Annotated in this window: 15 protein-coding genes; 3 read left to right on the forward strand and 12 right to left on the reverse strand. The window is 70.7% G+C overall.

Translation table 11 applies throughout. The features are described from left to right. Positions 1 to 58: 58 nt before the first annotated feature. Positions 59 to 1,180 (reverse strand): glycosyltransferase family 9 protein, encoded by a 1,122-nt coding sequence (locus JT362_RS01040; RefSeq protein WP_260189063.1) that lies wholly within the window; start codon positions 1,178 to 1,180, stop codon positions 59 to 61. A 65-nt stretch (positions 1,181 to 1,245) separates the two neighbouring features. On the opposite strand from JT362_RS01040, the gene JT362_RS01045 reads away from it, so the two are divergent. Continuing rightward, positions 1,246 to 2,127, forward strand: coding sequence for a class I SAM-dependent methyltransferase (locus tag JT362_RS01045; protein ID WP_260189064.1), 882 nt, complete (start codon positions 1,246 to 1,248; stop codon positions 2,125 to 2,127). Here JT362_RS01045 and JT362_RS01050 read toward each other — a convergent pair. From JT362_RS01050 to JT362_RS01085, 9 genes are all read right to left on the reverse strand, one after another. Beyond that, on the reverse strand, positions 2,093 to 2,725 hold the full coding sequence (locus tag JT362_RS01050; RefSeq protein WP_260189065.1) for an N-acetyltransferase: 633 nt from the start codon (positions 2,723 to 2,725) through the stop codon (positions 2,093 to 2,095). The genes JT362_RS01045 and JT362_RS01050 overlap by 35 nt on opposite strands. Then, positions 2,722 to 4,191 (reverse strand): polyprenol phosphomannose-dependent alpha 1,6 mannosyltransferase MptB, encoded by a 1,470-nt coding sequence (gene mptB / locus JT362_RS01055; RefSeq protein WP_260189066.1) that lies wholly within the window; start codon positions 4,189 to 4,191, stop codon positions 2,722 to 2,724. The genes JT362_RS01050 and mptB (JT362_RS01055) overlap by 4 nt, the downstream gene beginning before the upstream one ends. Then, positions 4,178 to 5,725 carry a polyprenol phosphomannose-dependent alpha 1,6 mannosyltransferase MptB gene (gene mptB / locus JT362_RS01060; protein ID WP_375546427.1) on the reverse strand — a complete coding sequence of 516 codons (1,548 nt, stop codon included), beginning with the start codon at positions 5,723 to 5,725 and terminating at the stop codon, positions 4,178 to 4,180. The genes mptB (JT362_RS01055) and mptB (JT362_RS01060) overlap by 14 nt, the downstream gene beginning before the upstream one ends. 97 nt (positions 5,726 to 5,822) lie before the next feature. Further along, positions 5,823 to 6,440 carry a DUF6461 domain-containing protein gene (locus JT362_RS01065; RefSeq protein ID WP_260189068.1) on the reverse strand — a complete coding sequence of 206 codons (618 nt, stop codon included), beginning with the start codon at positions 6,438 to 6,440 and terminating at the stop codon, positions 5,823 to 5,825. A 12-nt stretch (positions 6,441 to 6,452) separates the two neighbouring features. Further along, positions 6,453 to 6,893 (reverse strand): Scr1 family TA system antitoxin-like transcriptional regulator, encoded by a 441-nt coding sequence (locus JT362_RS35525; protein ID WP_375546428.1) that lies wholly within the window; start codon positions 6,891 to 6,893, stop codon positions 6,453 to 6,455. Then, positions 6,790 to 8,421 carry a dipeptide ABC transporter ATP-binding protein gene (locus JT362_RS01070; protein ID WP_260189069.1) on the reverse strand — a complete coding sequence of 544 codons (1,632 nt, stop codon included), beginning with the start codon at positions 8,419 to 8,421 and terminating at the stop codon, positions 6,790 to 6,792. Before JT362_RS01070 ends, JT362_RS35525 begins: the two co-directional genes overlap by 104 nt. Positions 8,422 to 8,426: 5 nt before the next feature. Next, on the reverse strand, positions 8,427 to 9,338 hold the full coding sequence (locus JT362_RS01075) for an ABC transporter permease (protein WP_260189070.1): 912 nt from the start codon (positions 9,336 to 9,338) through the stop codon (positions 8,427 to 8,429). Then, complete coding sequence (locus tag JT362_RS01080; protein WP_375546430.1) at positions 9,335 to 10,351, reverse strand: ABC transporter permease; 1,017 nt, start codon at positions 10,349 to 10,351, stop codon at positions 9,335 to 9,337. Before JT362_RS01080 ends, JT362_RS01075 begins: the two co-directional genes overlap by 4 nt. A gap of 35 nt (positions 10,352 to 10,386) precedes the next feature. Beyond that, positions 10,387 to 12,285 carry an ABC transporter substrate-binding protein gene (locus JT362_RS01085; RefSeq protein ID WP_260189071.1) on the reverse strand — a complete coding sequence of 633 codons (1,899 nt, stop codon included), beginning with the start codon at positions 12,283 to 12,285 and terminating at the stop codon, positions 10,387 to 10,389. Positions 12,286 to 12,385: 100 nt separating this feature from the next. Between JT362_RS01085 and JT362_RS01090 the strand changes: the two genes are divergently transcribed. Together JT362_RS01090 and JT362_RS01095 are read left to right on the forward strand one after the other, a co-directional pair. Beyond that, the gene (locus tag JT362_RS01090) at positions 12,386 to 13,213 is read left to right on the forward strand and encodes a M55 family metallopeptidase (protein WP_260189131.1); all 828 of its coding nucleotides are present in this window, start codon (positions 12,386 to 12,388) and stop codon (positions 13,211 to 13,213) included. Next, entirely contained in the window at positions 13,206 to 14,522 is a 1,317-nt protein-coding gene (locus JT362_RS01095) for a M20/M25/M40 family metallo-hydrolase (RefSeq protein ID WP_260189072.1), read from the forward strand. Before JT362_RS01090 ends, JT362_RS01095 begins: the two co-directional genes overlap by 8 nt. A gap of 89 nt (positions 14,523 to 14,611) precedes the next feature. Here the strand turns inward: JT362_RS01095 and JT362_RS01100 are convergent, their stop codons facing one another. Together JT362_RS01100 and JT362_RS01105 are read right to left on the reverse strand one after the other, a co-directional pair. Next, positions 14,612 to 15,631 (reverse strand): hypothetical protein, encoded by a 1,020-nt coding sequence (locus JT362_RS01100; protein WP_260189073.1) that lies wholly within the window; start codon positions 15,629 to 15,631, stop codon positions 14,612 to 14,614. 739 nt (positions 15,632 to 16,370) lie between these two features. Continuing rightward, a complete protein-coding gene (locus JT362_RS01105) occupies positions 16,371 to 17,108 on the reverse strand; it encodes a GNAT family N-acetyltransferase (protein WP_260189074.1) in 738 nt (245 codons plus the stop codon). Between the last annotated feature and the right edge of the window lie 27 nt (positions 17,109 to 17,135).

Consider the following 17,135-nt stretch of genomic DNA (forward strand, 5'->3'; position numbering starts at 1 on the left):
CACCCCTTTACGCAGCCGTTTGGCTGCCCTTCACGATAGGCAGCCAAACGGCTGCATGTCAACGGGAGGTCAGCGCCTTGGTCAGCACCTGGTCGATCGACCACAGATGCGCCGGGTCACCGCCGACCACCGGCAGCATCCGCTTCGCGTAGTCGTACAGCGCGGTGTCGTAGTCCCAGCGGCGTTCCACCAACCGGGCCGTGCCGTCGACGATCTCGTCCAGATCCGCGCGGATCCGCTCGAGGCTCATCGACGGCGACCGCTCCCCGTCGTCGTCCACCGTCGGCGGGTCGCCGGCCATCATCGTGTAGGCCGGGAACCGCTCCAGATCCGGGACGACCGTGTAGAACGGGACCCCGTTGAAGAAGAACTGCGGCCACCGGTTCCCGCCGATCGTCATCCACGGCGTGCCCACCGCCAGCGCGAGCATCCCGAACCCGGTGTGCGGCGACACCAGCACGTCACACGCGGCGACCGCGGCGAGCTGGTCGACCAGCGGCTCGTCCACCACGTCGACCGCGCGGGGCATGGCGTCCCGGATCCGCGTCATCTCCTCCCGGGTGAACGTGGTCGACGTACGGGCGTCCGCGCGCAGCTTCCCGACCAGGCAGAACGTCGCGTCCGGGAACCGTTCGGCGAGTGCGGTGACGATCAGCTCCCAGGACCGCGTCGACGGATACAGCGGCCGCGGCGAGCTACCGCCCGGCAGGACCGCGATCCGCGGGCCCTCGGCGGGGAACCGGGACGGGTCGGCCGGCAGGTTCAGCTGCCAGTGCTCACCCGGCGAGTACGGGATCGGCTTCCGGAACCCGGCCAGGCCCTTGGTGCCGGAGAAGTGCGCGGTGCTCGCGTCGAACCAGGACGCGAGCCCGGGGAACATCTCCCGCTGCGCCGGGTCGGTGCCCCGGTGGTCCGACACCACCGCGTCCCACGTGGCCGGCACGGTCGCCAACGCCGCCGAGTGGTCGGCGTCGGTGGCGAAGATGTCCACCGGGATCGGGTAGGTGGCCTCGACGAAGTCGGCGTAGCGGGGCAGTTCGGTGGCGGTGTTCTCGATCAGCGTGAGCGAGATCCGCCGCTCCGGGTCGGCCCGGTGGTAGCCGTTGGCGTAGTGCAGGGCCTCGATCGCGTGACCGACCTGCTGGCAGTAGACGAAGTTGACGAGCAGCGAGGAACTCACCCGCCCGACCCTATCGCCGCCGATCAACCCGAATTTCGGTTGCCCGCCCCGTTAGCGTCCCGAACGTGATCCACGAGCACCCGCTGGCCTATGTACTCGGCCTCGAAGGCATCGCGCTGCTGCGCTCGTTCACCGGCGAGCACGACCGCGCGTTCGTCGAGGCCCGGCTCACCGAGATCCGCCGCCTGCTCGACGACCCGGCCCTCACCGGCGCCGCCGTCGACGTCCACCGCCTCGACACCGTCGACGGCTACCGGCTGTGGGCCCGCACCTACGACGACCCCGGCAACGCCGCCTTCCTCGACGAGGCGCCGCTCACCCGGCTCATCGACCCGCTGCCCGCCGGCGTGGCGCTGGACGCGGCGTGCGGCACCGGCCGGATCGCGGCGCTGCTCGCCGACCGAGGCCACCGGGTGATCGGTGTCGACAGCTCCCCCGACATGCTCGCCCACGCCCGCGCACGCCTGTCCGACACCGATTTCCGCCTCGGTGACCTGCACCGCCTCCCGGTCGCCGACGCCGAGGTCGACCTGGTCGTCTGCACGCTCGCGCTCACGCACGTGCCCGACCTGGCCCCGGTGTTCGCCGAGTTCGCGCGGGTCCTGCGCCCCGGCGGTCACCTGGTGCTCTCCGACGTCCACCCCGAGGGCATCCTGCGCGGCTCGGTGCCCAGCGTGCGCACCCCGACCGGTGAGCCGGCGCGGCTGCCCGCGCACCGGCACCTGGTCGGCGACTACCTGCGCGCGGCGTTGCCGGCCGGGTTCGCGGTCCGCGGCTGCGAGGAACCGACCAGCGACCGGCCCGTCGGCGCTCGGGTGGCGGAGCTGGGGCCATGGGAGCTGTGGCCGTGGTGCCTGGCCGACCTCGTGCCCGAGGCCGCGCGGGCCGCCGGCGCGGACGTCCCGGCGTTGCTCATCTGGCACTTCCAGCGGCGGTCCGCAGAATGACCTCCGCGCCGACCGGCTGGAACCCGACGGCCAGGAACGCCCGCAGGGATCGCGCGTTCCCCGGGGCGACCGCAGCGAACACCGGCTCGCCGGCCGGCACCAGACCCAACGCGTCCGTGATCAGGCCGCGACCCACGCCCCGCTCCCCCTGCCCGGAGAGTTCCAGCGACAGCTCACGGCGCCCCGCCAACCCGGCGGCGAGGGTGACCAGGCCACGCTCGTCCCCGTACACCCGCACGTCGCGGCGGATCGCCCGCGCGTGCCGGACCCGCGGATGCCCGTCCAGATCCGTGCGCGCCGGCAGCCCCCCGCCGCCCACACCGCCGCCCAGGCCGTGGGCGACGAGTGTGACGTCGAGGGTGCCCACCTCACCACCCGGGCCGGCCAGCCGCAGCAGCACCTCCGGGCGGAACGTTCCACCGAACGCGTCCAGCCCGTCCGGCGGCTCGTCGGCGGCGACGTAGGCGCGGCCGGTCAGCGACACCACCGCCGCCAGCCCGCCGGGCAGCGGCGGCAGGGCCACCACCGCGCCGTCCGCCGGCGGGAACTCCCCGGACGCGGCGGCGAGCAGCACGGGCAACAGCGGATGGACGGTCACCGCACCGGCCGCTCCGACAACCGCAACGGGTCCGGGCGGACCAGGGACACCGCGGCCAGCACCGACAACGCGACCGCCGCGATCATCAGGCCCCACACGTACAGCAGTTGCTCGCCGTCCGGGGTGTACGGGGCGACCATGAACGCGCTGATCCCGACCGCCACCGCCAACTGTCGCGGTTTCCACGCCCACGCCGCGGCCAGGCACAGACCCCACGTCAGGTACCAGGGCAGCATCGTCGGGGACAGCACCGCGACCGCGAACAGCGCGACCGCCGCCCGCCGGACCGCGTCGACGCCGCCGTCGCGGGCGAGCCACCACTGGCGGACCAGCACCCACACCAACAGCACCGTGCCCACCGCTCGGGTGACGGTCACGAACGGGTCCCGGGACAGTCCGAACCAGCCGCCGACGACGCCGTGCAGCAGTTCCCCGGCCGCGGTGGGCACGGACAGCCAGTTCACCAGCCGCGACGACGCGTTCACCATCGTCACCCAGCCCAGGTCGACGCCGGCCGCGACGGTGACCGCGGCGAACACGGCCACGAACACCGCGACCGCGCCGGCGCAGGCCCGGAGGAACGCCCGCCAGCCGGTCGACGCCAGCCGTCCGGCCCATACCCACACCAGGAACGGCAGGGCGACGGCCGCGCTGGCCTTGACCGCCACGCCGGCGGTGACCACGGCGATCCCGGCGACGGGCCGGCGGTCGAGCACGAGCGCGGTCCCGGCGGCCAGGAACCCGATCATGATCAGGTCGTTGTGCGGGCCGCCGACCAGGTGCACCACGGTCAGCGGGCCGGCGATCAACAGCCACGTCGCCACCGGCAGGTTCCCGCCGAGGTGCCGCACCAGCCTGGGCAGCGCCCACAGCAGCAGCGCCAGCCCCACCAGGTTCGTGACCTTGCTGGCCAGCACCCCCAGCGTGATGCTCGTGCCGGTCACCGCCACGATCCCCTTGGCCAGCAGGATGAACAGCGGCCCGTACGGCGCCGGCGTGCCCTGCCAGAACGGGTGCACGTTCTCGATGAACTCCGTGTCCGTCAGCACGGTCGGGCCGACGGTGAACGGGTCGTAGCCGTCGAGCGCGATCGCGCCCTGCGCCAGGTACGAGTACACGTCGCGGGTGAACAACGCGGGCGCGAACAGCAGCGGCACCGTCCAGCACGCCGCCGCCAGCAGCACCGGCCGGGTCCCGACCCGCCCGGCGAGGACCAGCCGGCCCAGCCGCACCCAGCCGAGCACCAGCAGCACGTACCCGCCGTACACGACCAGCGTCGACAGCATCTTGCCGTGTCCGTACCGCCACCACGACACGGGCCCGTCGGACATCAGCGGGTCCCCGACCGCGCCGGCGGCGCCGCCGAGCCCGCCGATCAGCAGCAGCAGCGAACCGACCGAGCCGAGGACGAGCGGGCCGCGCCAGGAGGTCACCGTGTCGGCGGCGGGTACTTCAGTGCGCGGCACGGGGACCGACCGTCACCAGGTGTTCCCGGTCGGCGCCGAACAGGTTCAGCGGGTCGTGTCGCAGTAGGGACACCCCGGCCAGCACCGACACCCCGGCGGCGCAGAACATGAACGTCCAGTTGTAGAGCAGGTCGTCACCGGACGGCGTGTAGGTCAGCACGAGGAACACCGCGAGGCTCACCTGCACCGCGAGCTGCCGCCGCTTCCACGGCAACGCCGCCGCGAGCATGAACCCCCACGTGAGGTACCACGGAAGAGTGGCCGGCGACAGGATCGCGACCACCAGCAACGCGATCGCGGCGCGTTTCACCGCGTCCGGGCCGCCGTCCCGGGCCCGCCACCACTGCCTGACCAGGATCACGAGCATCAGCACGCCGCCGGCCACGCGCATCGCGTTGACGAAGTACACCTTGGGCAGGTCGATCACGAGTCCCACGATCGAGTGGATGATCTCGCCGGCCCCGGTCGGTAGCGACAGCCAGTTCACGATCGCGGTGGGCGCGTCCAACGCCGAGAGCCACCCGAGGTTCACCCCGGACGCGAACGTCGCCGCGGCGAACGTCACCAGGAAGATCCCGATCGAGAACGCGCACGCCCGCGCGAAGTTCCGCCACAGCGTCGAGTTCAGGTGCCCGGCCCACACCCACACCAGGAACGGCAACGCCACCGCCCCGGTCGCCTTCACCGCCACCCCGACCGTGACCAGCGCGATCCCCAGCACGTGCCGGCGGTCCAGCACCAACGCGGTCCCGGCGGCCAGGAACCCGACCATCAGGACGTCGTTGTGCGGGCCGCCGACCAGGTGCACCACGGTCATCGGCCCGGCGATCGCCAGCCACATCGCCACCGGCAGCCGCCCGCCGAGGTGCCGCACCAGCGTCGGCAGCGCCCACATCACCAGCAGCACACCCACGAGCAGCCCGAGCCGCATCAGCAGCACACCGGCGATCATGTTCGTGCCGGTCACCGCGATGACGCTCTTGGCCAGCAGGATGAACAGCGGCCCGTACGGCGCGGGCGTGCTCTGCCAGAACGAGTCGACGTTGTCCACCACCGGGTCGACGTCGAGACTCCCCGGTCCCACCGTGAACGGGTCGAACCCGTGCAGCGGCAACGTGCCGTAGGCGACGTAGAGGTAGGCGTCCCGGCTGAACACCGGCGGCGACAACAGCATCGGCGCGATCCAGCAGGCGGCCGCGACCAGCACCGGCCGGGTGCCGACCCGGCCGGCGAGCACGTGCCGCCCCAGCCGCACCCACGCCCACACCACCAGCAGGAACCCGACGTAGAGGACGATCGTGGCGAGCATCCGCCCGTGCCCGTACCGGATCCAGGAGAACGCGCCCTGGCCGATCAACGGGTCCTGCGCGAGGATCGCCCCGGCGCCGAGCGCGCTGATCAGGATCAGCACGCTGCCGATCGTGCCCAGCGCGATCGTGCGCACCGGCAGCGGATGAGTGCGCCGCACATCGCGTTCCGCGTTGGTCGCGTCGTCGACGGTGGTCACAGGTGGCGCCCCGGTGGTGGTAGACATGGCGGCTTGAGATTACACAGGACCGTTGGTCTGTTTGTCGCAGTGGCCCGGTTTTCCGCTCCACGGGCTGTGCGGGCAGACGCACCAGCGGTAGCGATCACACCCGGTCGGCGCCCGGGAGGTCGCGGTACAGCCAGTAGGGCTCCGGAACACGGTAGGTGGGCAGCGGCTCGGAGAGCCACCCGGGGTCGATCTCCACACCGGTCTGCTGTTCGAGCATCGCCAGGCAGGTCTGCCGGACGAGTTCGACGTCGGTCTCCGGTCCGACCGCCCAGCTCGGCCGGCGCTCCCACTCGTCGGCCGGGCCGGGAAGGGTCGGCTCGTTCATCTCGAAGCCGGCCGTGACCTCGCCGTCGATGGCCTGGGTGACCATCCCGAACCCGTTGGCGTTCCAGTAGACGCTGAAGAACCGGTGTCCACTCGCCGAGCATCGTCGTGCGATCTCCGGGAGGCTGCCGCTCCACCCGTTGTTCTCGATCGCCACCACGTGGCCGGCGCCGGATTTGACCTGCACGTAGAGGTCGAGCTGATCGACCTGCGGCCCCCGGAGCTCGTCCACCCCTGCGAAGGTGAGTCCGCCGACCGGTGCCGCCGGGTCGGCGCCGTAGACCAGCAGCACGTCCTCGACGGAACGCCCCTGGACGACCGCCACGGTCCACGCTTCGAGCGCGACGTCCGCGGCCCAGGCGTACTTGTCGACGAGCTCGGCCGGCACCACGCGCTCCTCCTAACGGCAGCCCTTGTCCCGGGCGATGTCGGTCCCGGTGAACGGCCCCGGCGCGATCAGCTTTGGGTTGCTGATGACCACCAGGAACCGCCTACCGTCCGGAGGGTACTGGGATCGGTTCATTCCACCCTGACACGTGTTCTCGCGCCCCGGCACCTCCTCGGTCCGTGCGCCCGCACCACCCTGCTCGGTGCTCGCCATCGGGTACTCGTCGCACTGCCCGCGATACACCCGCCGAAAGCCGGACTTGCATGCCAGGTGCCGCAACTGCTCGTGCATCACGTCCCGGCCGCCGATCGGCAGCCGCAGCGCGGTCTCGGGGACGGCGCGCTGACCCCTACTGCTCCCCCGTCGTCGGCAGCGCGGCCAGCAGGGACTTCGTGTAGTCGTGGCGCGGGTCGCTGAGCACCTCGTCGACCGGGCCGACCTCGACCAGCTCACCCTGGTACATCACCGCGACCCGGTCGGCGATGTTCCACGCCAACCCCAGATCGTGGGTGATCACCAGCGCCGCCAACCCCAGCTTCGCCCGCAACCGCAGCAACAGCGCCAGGATCTCCCCGCGCACCGACGCGTCCAGCGACGCCACCGGCTCGTCGGCCACCAACACCCTCGGCTCCAACGCCAACGCCCCGGCGATCACCACCCGCTGCCGCTGCCCACCGGAGAGCTGCTGCGGCAGCAACGGCATGAACTCCTCCGCCGGCCGCAGCTCCGCCGCCTCCAACGCCGCCGCCACGTGCGCGCGCTCGTCCCCGCCGACCTTGTGGATCCGCAACCCCTCGGCGACCGACTCGTACACGCTGTGCCGGGGGTTCAACGCGCTCGTCGGGTCCTGCAACACCAGTTGCACCTGCCGCCGGTACGCGCGCAGCCCCTTCGCCGACGCCGGCACCGGCTCGCCCTCGAACAACACCCGCCCACCGGTCGCCTGCTGCAACCCGAGGATCGTGCGCGCCAACGTCGTCTTCCCCGACCCGGACTGCCCGACCAGCGCGACGATCTCACCGCGCCGCACGTCCAGGTCCACCCCGGCCACCGCGTGCGTGACCTCCCGGCGACCCCGCCCGGTGAACGTGACCCGCACGTCCTCGGCCCGCAGCAACGGCTCATCGTCGGGCACCGCCGACGGCGGGTCCGGCAGGCCCAGCTCGTTGCTGGTCGCCGGCGCGTACCGGAACACCGGGTCGCCGACCGTCGGGAACGCCGCCGCCAGCGACCGCGTGTGCTCGTGCCGCGGGTCGGCGATCACCTGCTTCGCGTCGCCCTCCTCGACCAACCGCCCCTCGTACATCACCGCGAGCCGCCGGCACGTCGACGCCAACACGGCGAGGTCGTGGCTGATCATCACCAGCCCGATGTCCTGCTCGGCGACCAGCCTGCTCAGCAGCGACAGCACCTGCGCCTGCACGATCACGTCCAGCGCGGTCGTCGGCTCGTCGGCGATCACCAGCCGCGGGTCGCACGCCAACGCCATCGCGATCATCACCCGCTGCTTCTGCCCACCGGACAGTTCGTGCGGATACGCCTCGCCCTTCGCCGCCGGCAGCTCCACCTGCGCGAGCAGCGCGTCCACCCGCTTGCGTACCGCGGCCGCGGACGGCGGGGTGTCGGCGTGCAGCACGATCGGCTCGGCGATCTGGTCCCGCACCCGCCGCACCGGGTTCAGCGCGTGCATCGCGCCCTGGAACACGATCGCCGCGGTCGTCCACCGCACCGCCCGCAGCCGCCCCCACTTCATCGTGGTGACGTCCTCGCCGTCGAGCAGGATCTGCCCGTCGATGGTCGCCGACGACGGCAGCAGCCGCAGCACCGACATCGCCAGCGTCGACTTCCCGCACCCGGACTCCCCGGCCAGCCCGAGGGTCTCGCCGGCGTCGAGGGTCAGCGACACCCCGCGCACCGCCTCGACCGCCCGCGCGCGGCCGCCGTAGCGCACGGTCAGGTCCCTGAGCTCCAGAAGTGCCACCCGCCTCAGCCCTCCCGCAGCCGTGGGTTGAGGACGGACTCCAACGCCCGCCCGCACATGGTGAACGCGAGCACCACGATGGCGATCGCGATGCCGGGCGGCAGCAGATACCACCAGGCGCCGGCGATGACCGCGCTGTCCAGCCACGCCGACCGCAACATCGACCCCCACGACGGCCGCATCGGATCCGGGTCGCCGAGACCGAGGAACGACAGCGTGGACTCCGCCACGATCGCCGACCCGACCGCCAGCGTCGTGTTCACGAACACCAGCGGCAGCACCGCCGGCAACACGTGCTTGGTGATCACGTGCAGGTGCCCGCCGCCGAGCGCTCTGGACCGTTCGATGTAGGGGCGGGCCTCGATGGTGAGGGTCTGCGCGCGCACCAGCCTGGCCGACGGCGGCCACGACGTGATCCCGATCGCCAGGATGACCGTCCCGATCCCCGGGTTGAGCACCGTCGACAGCGCGATCGCCAGCACCAGCGACGGCAGCACCAGGAAGAAGTCGGTGATCCGCATCAGCCCGGCCGACACCCACCGCCCGTAGTGCGCGGCGAGGATCCCGATGATCGTGCCGATGCCGATGGACAGCAACGCGGCCACGAACCCGACCGTGAGCGACATCCGCGCGCCCCACAGGGTCAGCAGCAGCACCGACCGCCCCTGCCGGTCGGTGCCCAGCGGGAACTCCCCACTGGGCGCCTCCAACGGCCCGCCGGTGGCGTTGATGACGTTGAGGCCCTCCCGGTCGGTCAGCACCGGCGCCAGCACCGCCAACGCCACGATGACCAGCAGCAACCCCAGCCCGAACAGGCCGCTGCGCTGCCGGGCGAACTGCCGCCAGCCCGCGGCGAACGCGTCACCGCGACGACGCCAGGCCAGCGCTCGAGGACTGGCCGCTCGGGGACTGGTCATGAGGCACGCACCCGGGGGTCGAGGACACGGTAGAGCATGTCGGCGAGCACGTTCATCACGATCACCGCGCCCGCCAGCACGATGAACGTGCCGGTCAGCAGCGGAAGGTCACGTTTCTCCAACGCGTCGTAGGTGAGCAGCCCGAGCCCGGGCCAGGAGAACACCGTCTCGGTGGTGATCGCGCCCGCCACCACGAACCCCATGTGCAGGAACACCAGCGTCACCGTCGGCAACAACGCGTTCGGCACCGCGTGCCGGCGCCGCACCATCGCGTCCCGCAGCCCCTTCGCCCGCGCGGTCGTCAGGTAGTCCGCACCCATCTCCTCCAACAGCGACGACCGCATCACCAGTTGGTACTGCGCGTACACCACCGCGACCAGCGTGATCGTCGGCAACACCATGTGGTGGGCGACGTCCACCGCCTGGGAGAAGAAGTCCGGTGGGGTGTCCGAGTTGACCATCCCCGCCGTCGGGAACCAGCCGCTGGTCGCGGCCATCAGCAGCAGCCCGAGGAAGAACGTGGGCGTCGACCACAACGCCAACGCCACACTCGTGGAGACCTTGTCGAACCGGCTGTCCCGCCGCCACGCCGACCGGGTGCCCAACCACAGGCCGAGCGCCACCGCGATCAGCGTGGCCGTGCCGACCAGCAGCAGCGTCGGACCGAGCCGCTCCATGATCTTCTGCGTGACCGGCACCCGGAACACGTAGGACTCGCCGAGATCACCCTGCAGCAGCCGCCACAGGTAGTCGAAGAACTGCGCGATCAGCGGCTTGTCCAGACCGAGCTGCGCCTCCAGCTCGGCGATCTGCTCCTTGCTCGCCGGCCGCCCCCGGGTCATCGTCAACACGGGGTCGCCGGGCAGCACCCGGAACAGCAGGAAGCCCAGCACGATCACCAGCACCAGGCTGACCAGGCCACCGCCGGCCTTGGTGAGGAGGTAGCGGAGGGCTCCGCCGCCACGGGTGGGCGGCGGAGCCTCGGCCAAAGCCTCCTCGGTCGGCGTCAGGATGTCCGACACGAGTCTCCAATCGGGAAAGGAGCGGGCTACTCCCGGTCGTCCGCGGTCCGGCGACGGCCACGAGCGAACAGGAAACCACCCACCAGGAGCACGACGACCACGCCGCCGATGATGGCCAGGACCAGCCCGGTGTTGCCGCCGTCCTCGCCGGCCGCGTTCGTGGTGTCGGTGTCCGACGCCCCGCTGGAGTCGGAGACCATCATGCCGTTCTCGTCGAACGTCGGCACCGGACCCTCACCAGCGGGCGTGGCACCGTAGTAGCCCCAGTAGCCCTGCTGGTTCATGATCACACCGCTGTCCGCCGGCTGCAGCGGGAAACCCTCCCACGCGTCCTTGCGGTAGGCCTCCAGCACGTTGTCGTACCCGAGGATGACCATGGTCGCCCGGTCGTAGAGCACCTCCTGCATCTGCTTGACCAGGTCGACCCGCTTGTCCCGGTCCAGCTCCTGCAGCTGCTCGGCGTAGAGCCGGTCGTACTCCTCGTCACACAGGAACGAGTCCGGCGTGCCGCCCTTGCCCTGCGCGTTCGGCCGGTTCGCGCACGTCTGCAGGGACAGCACGAAATCCGGGTCCGGGTTGGCGTTCCACCCGCTGAACGCCAGGTCGAAGTCACCACGGGTGGTGTCCTCGTTGACCTGGGTGTCCGACACCGGCTCCAACGTCACGTTGATGCCGATCTCCTTCAGCCAGCCGACGATGTACGGGCCGCCGTTCTCGTCGATGTTGGTACCCGCGTGCGCCAGCAGCCGCAGGTTCAGCGGCTTGCCCTGCTTGTCGAGCCGCACCCCGTTCGGGCCCATCTCGTAGCCGGCCTCGTCGAGCATCCGGTTCGCCTCGTCGAGGTCGAACTCCCGCTTGACGTCGTCACCCGGCGACCAGGCGAAGTCGGAGAAGATCGGCGGCAGGTAACCCGCCGCCGGCTCCGCGTAACCGCCCCAGACCTTGTCCACCAGCGTCTGGGAGTCGATCGCCGTGGCGATGGCCTGCCGCAGCTTGATGTCCTTGAGCGCCGGGTTCCCGCTGCCGATCGGCTTGCCGTCCTCGGTCGCCGCGCCCGGATTGATCAGGATCTCGTTGAACCGACGGCCCTGCGCCTGCACCAGCTCGATGTTCGGGTCGCTCTTGAGCGCGTCGTACTGGGTCGGGTTGAGCCGGTTGACCACGTCGACGTCGCCGTTCTGCAGGCCCTGCACCGCGGCGTCGGCGTTGCGGTAGTAGATGAAGTGGACCTCGTCGATCTTCGGCGCGCCCCGCCAGTAGTCGGGGTTGGCCTTCATCTTCGTGTACTGGGCCTCTTCGAACTCGGTGATGGTGTACGGGCCGCTGCCGACCATCGGCATCTCCGGCTCCGCGCCGACGTCGGACATCGTCGACCACACGTGCTCGGGCACGACCGGGATGTCCAGGGCGGTCATCGTCGCCTGCGGCACCTTCGTCTTGATGACCAGCGTGTACTCGTCGGTGGCCTCGACCGACTCGAACTGCTCGACGTAGCTGCCGTTGGCCGTACGGGCGACCTCGTTCTCCAGCATCAGGTTGTAGGTGAACGCCGGGTCCTCGGCGGTGATCGGCTGACCGTCCGACCACGTCATGCCCTCGCGGATCTTGAAGGTCCAGGTCAGCTTGTCCTCGGAGGTCTCCCAGCTCTCCGCCAGCGCGGGCACCGGGGACATGTCCTCCTGGCTGTAGACCGTGAGGAAGTCGAACGCCGTCCGCAGGATGTCCGTGCCCGTACGGGTGATGCTGATGAACGGGTTCAGCGAGTCGATCTCCTGGGTGACCCCCACCCGAAGGATCTGTGTCTGGTTCGCCGCCTCTGCCCGTACCGCCGGTTGCGTCGACGCGCCGGCAGGCACCCCTACGGGCACCGTGACCAGCGCGGACACGAGCACGGTGATACCGAGCGCGACACGCCTCGATCTCACGATGATCACCTCTTCCTGATAGTTGGAAGGAAGTAACCACTTGTTCCACTAAGAAGTCAATCTGTGTCGGCAACGTGTACCAACCCGTAACGTGTACCCCGTGCGGATCATGATTTCAGCCGACATGGAAGGCGCCACCGGTGTCACCTGGACGGCGGACGTGGAGATCGGAACCCCCGAGTGGCAACGGCTACGCCCCGTGTTCACCGGCGACGTCAACGCCTGCGTCGCCGGCCTCCACAACGGCGGCGCCACCTCCGTCCTGGTCAACGAGGCCCACTCGTCCCAACGCAACATCCTGCTCGAAGACCTCGACACCCGAGCCACCATGCTCACCGGCAAACACAAACCACTGTCCATGATGCAAGGCATCGACCAGGGCATCGACGGCGTCGTGTTCCTCGGCTACCACACCGGAGCCGGCGTCGACGGCGTCCTCGCCCACACCTACCTGCCCAACCAGATCACCGGCGTCTGGCTCGACGGCGTCCACGCCAGCGAAGGACGCCTCAACGCCGCCCTCGCCCACGAACACGGCGTCCCCGTCATCCTCGTCACCGGCGACGACCTCACCTGCGCCGACGCCCACACCTACGCACCCCACGCCCGAACCGTCGCCGTCAAGGACTGCGTCAGCCGCTACGCCGCCATCTGCAAACCCCCCACCGTCACCGCCGCCGAGATCACCGAAGCCGCCACCACCGCCATGACCCACGCCGGACGCACCGAAGGCACCGTCACACCACACCGCATCGAAGTCGAGTTCGACGCCGCCCACCTGGCCGCCGCCACCGCCGTCATCCCCACCGTCACCCAACTCGACGTCCGACGCGTCGGATTCGACGCCGACTCCATGACCGAAGCCATGAAAGCCTTCAAGATCGTCACCGCCATCGCCAGCGGAGCCACGGAAGGAAGCTATGGCTGAGCACCCAGTAGAGGACCTCTGCGCACAACTGATCCGGTTCGACACCACCAACCACGGCGGCGGATCATCCGAAGGCGAACGGGACGCCGCCGAGTTCGTCGCCCAACACCTCTCCGCGGCCGGCATCGAACCCACCCTCCTCGAACGCGCCCCCCGCCGCACCAACGTCATCGCCCGCGTACCCGGCACCGACCCGACCCTGCCCCCACTGCTCATCCACGCCCACCTCGACGTCGTCCCCGCCGACCCCACCGAATGGACCGTCCACCCCTTCGCCGGCGAGATCCGCGACGGCTACGTCTGGGGCCGAGGCGCCGTCGACATGAAGGACATGTGCGCCACCCTGCTCACCGTCCTGCACCGCTGGACCACCGAAGGCCGCGCACCCCGCCGCGACCTCGTCCTCGCCTTCGTCGCCGACGAGGAGGACAACGGCGAATGGGGCGCCCACTGGCTCGTCGACCAACACCGCACCCTCTTCGACGGCGTCGCCGCCGCCATCGGCGAATCCGGCGGCTACACCGTCCGCGCCACCACCGCCGACGGCCAACCCGTCCGCCTCTACCCGGTCGCCACCGCCGAACGCGGCACCTCCCACCTGCTCCTGACCACCACCGGCCGCGCCGGCCACGGCTCCCGCCGCAACGACGACAACGCCGTCACCACCCTCATCGCCGCCGTCCACCGACTCGCCGCCCACCGCTGGCCGGTCCGCCTCACCCCCACCGTCGAAGCCTTCTTCCACCAGACCGGCAAAGCCCTCGGCATCCACGTCGACCTGTCCACCGACGACGCCGTCGACGACACCCTCCGCCGCCTCGGCCCCGCCGCGAAGATCGCCGAGAACACCGTCCGCAACAGCACCACACCCACCGTGCTGTCCGCCGGCTACAAGGTCAACGTCATCCCCGGCCTCGCCCAGGCCCGAATCGACACCAGAGTCCTCCCCGGCGCCGACACCGAACTGTTCACCGAGGTCGACCGCCTACTCGGCCCCGACGTCACCCGGGAGTTCCTCACCAACCAACAAGCCGTCCAGGCCCCCGTCGACTCCCCCTGGTTCACCGCCATGGCCGACGCCCTCACCGCCGAAGACCCCGAAGGCGTCGTCGTCCCGTTCTGCATGGGCGGCGGCACCGACGCCAAAGCCTTCGCCCCACTCGGCATCGACTGCTACGGCTTCGCCCCACTCTGGCTACCGGAGAACTTCGACCACCGACACATGGCCCACGGCGTCGACGAACGCGTCCCGATCGAGGGCCTCCGCTTCGGCACCAACGTCCTCGACCGCTTCCTGTCCAGCGTGTAGCCAACCCTCAACACTCAATCGAGGGTCAACCTCAACCCCCGGTCGAGCCCCTCAACACACCCTCGAGTGACACCAGAGACAACACCATCTCACCGCCGGTGAAACGTGAACCGCCCCGTCGTCAAAAAGTACGGCGCGAACACCGGAAGCCGCCTCCCCCGCCGAAGCCGCCCCGCCGCCGCCCGCCACCACGACCGCACATCCGTACCCGTCGCGAACACGTGCAACACGTCCCCGTCCACCACCGCGGCCGGACCACACACCCCCGCGCCGTACCAGTCCGCCGCACCCACATCGGTATCCAGCAACCGCTCCACCGGCCCCCACGAACCACGACCCCCAGGAGCCCGCACACCCTCCGTCAACCAGAGACCCTGACTCGGGAACGGCGTCGTCCCGTGCAGATTCGTCCCCCGCGCCAACACCATCCGCCAACACCCCGGAGCACCGAACACCGTGTTGTCGAAGAACCCCTCCTCCACCGACGCGAACCGCTCCGGCGCACCCCACGACGTCCCGTCGACACTCTCGGTGTACCGCAACTCGTAGTCCGGCTGCTCACCGCGACCCACCTCGCCGATCGCGGACAGGAACCACATCCGCCACAACCCGTCGGAGTGGACGACGAACGGCTCCAACGCGCTGGGCCGCGCCGCGTCCCCAGTGAGGACAGGCCCCGAGTGGCGCTGCCAGGCCCCATCCCGGTACTCGAGGTACCCGATGGCGTACCGACTGCCCGGACCCGTCGACTTCCGAGTGCTCCGCCCCGCGTAGTAGATCCGCTCCACCTCGCGACCGTCCACCGAGCCACGCACATAACTCGGGGTGTGCATCCCCGCCGCGTCCCACCCCCGCCGACCGGAGGGCGCACCGAGCTCGACCGCACGCCCCGCCCTGTCGACGACGAACTCCCAGGAGTCATCGGCGACACTCGCCCCGACCGGAAGCCGAGCCTCGACGATCCGCACCACGAACTGCGTGGTGAACGCGCCGATGAACATCGACCACGTCCCGTCGCGGTGGTGCACGTCCGGGTCACTGACGCCGATCAGACCATGCCCCGGCCTCGGCTCGTCGAGCATGCCGAACAGTGGACGTGCATCAGTCAAGGTCCAATCGCTCGCCGCCATGGCCGCCAGACTACGGACAAACACCCCACCGGCCACCAAACAGGTCCACCAGCACCAGCGTGCCCCTCCCCTGGCCCGAAGCGTCTTTGATCTGTCGGTACGGCTCGGGACAGGCCGGGCCGATGCTCGGCGAAATAATCGGACATCAATATAGTTACTAGAATATTTTAGTGAACCAGGGGAGCAGCGCCGGTCGACCGGCCGGGATGGCCCAGGCGCCCGCCGAGCGCGAGAACCAGCCGACCCGTGAGGGGTGGCCCCTGACCTTCAGCTGAAGGCGCCCGCCGAGCAGCACGGATGCCCCCACGGAGCCCGTCGTCGGGATCGCCCGACCTTGGACCGGAAGATCATCCGAAAGCCGCGGCCATCGTCCGGCTTCGCCGGCCTCTGGGACCCCTTCGCGTGACTGATCGGCAGGTCGCGCGGCATCGCCACCCGTCCTGATCTCCCCACTCCCCTCTTGGCGGCGGGGTGCTTTGGTCGTCGGGCCGCGTGGTGGCCGATGTGGATGCCGCGTAATATCGGACATCTAAATAGTTACTAAATGATATTTAGAGGTCGTGCCCTGCACCACGGCGAAGGTGGCCGCGCTCGACCGACTCCTCGTCGGCACACTCCGGCACTTCGACGGCACTGCACGACGCCTACCCGCCGTCCGAAGACCCCGTCGAGGGCGCGACCGTATGACGTCAGCGAAACGCGACAGGGAACGGCGGTGCTACCTCGACCCCTCGGGAAGCCGCCTGGTGCGGTAGTGGTACCGCGCCACCTCGGTGAACCCAGCGCCCCGGTACAGCGTCAGCGCCGGCTCGTTCTCCGCCCGCACCTGGAGCCAGCAGTCGCGCGCTCCCCCGTCGCCCACCAACGCCTGAGTCGTCGCCGCGGCCAGGCCCCGCCGGCGCGCGTCCGGCCGCACCGCCACGCAGTACAGCCCGCCCCAGCCGTCCACCAGCGCCAGCCGGGCCACCGCCGCCGCCCCTGCCCCGTCCCAGGCCGTCGCGTAGCGGGCCGGGCCCGCGGTCAGGATCCGCCGCGCGACCGACCTCGCCCGCTCGTCACCCCGGCCGTCCACCCGCCACCACAGGTCCATCCACTCCTCGTCCGGCTCGTCGGCGACCGTCACCCGAGCCGCGCCCGCCGGCAGCCGGTCGAGCACCTCCGCCGCCGAGGCCGTCATCACCAGCGTCGGCGACCCGTACGCGTAACCCCGGGCCGCCAGCAGCGCGTCCAGGTCCGGCGGGTACACGGTCGGGCCGAGCTGGAACACCGCCGGGAGCCCGCGTGCCCGGTACGTCGACGCCACTCTGGACAGTGCGGCGTCGACATCGGACGGAGGGGTCAGCGGCAGCACCGAGTTCGCCCGCTGCGTCACCCCACCCGAGAACCTGGCCAGCCAGCCGTCCATGCTGACCTCCTCCAGCGCCGGCCACCCCCGCCGCATCAGCTCATCCAGCACGCCCCGAGCATGTCACCGCACCGGTTC

The organism is Actinophytocola gossypii, from assembly GCF_025165815.1.
GTDB lineage: Bacteria > Actinomycetota > Actinomycetes > Mycobacteriales > Pseudonocardiaceae > Actinophytocola > Actinophytocola gossypii.

Bases quoted from the DNA above. Each gene is read 5' to 3' on its own strand.
- mptB (WP_375546427.1), bottom strand. From the start codon at position 5,725: ATGTCTACCACCACCGGGGCGCCACCTGTGACCACCGTCGACGACGCG.
- JT362_RS01075 (WP_260189070.1), bottom strand. From the start codon at position 9,338: ATGACCAGTCCCCGAGCGGCCAGTCCTCGAGCGCTGGCCTGGCGTCGT.
- JT362_RS01095 (WP_260189072.1), top strand. From the start codon at position 13,206: ATGGCTGAGCACCCAGTAGAGGACCTCTGCGCACAACTGATCCGGTTC.